The 255-nt window shown below is 34.5% G+C and carries 1 protein-coding gene; it reads left to right on the forward strand.

The genetic code is table 11. The features are described 5' to 3' along the window. A partial coding sequence (locus KTJ72_RS07080) for a DDE-type integrase/transposase/recombinase (protein ID WP_217304486.1) occupies positions 1–255 on the forward strand: 255 nt, incomplete at both ends.

Raw genomic sequence — 255 nt, forward strand, 5'->3', positions numbered from 1 at the left:
CACCTATTATGGATTTATTTTCTGGTGAAATAATATCCTATAACATTAGCAGCCATCCAAATATGAACTGTGTTATGAAGCCGCTGAAAGAAGTTATTCAATTAGTTAAGGGTTTACCATACAGAACTACCATTCATAGTGATCAGGGAGCTCAGTATCAAAGTCACATCTGGCAAAAAGAGCTTAAGAAGAATAAAATATTTCAAAGCATGTCCCGTAAGGGAAATTGTATTGATAACTCACCTATGGAATCAT

The sequence above is a fragment of the Apilactobacillus waqarii genome (genome assembly GCF_019061205.1).
Lineage (GTDB): Bacteria > Bacillota > Bacilli > Lactobacillales > Lactobacillaceae > Apilactobacillus > Apilactobacillus waqarii.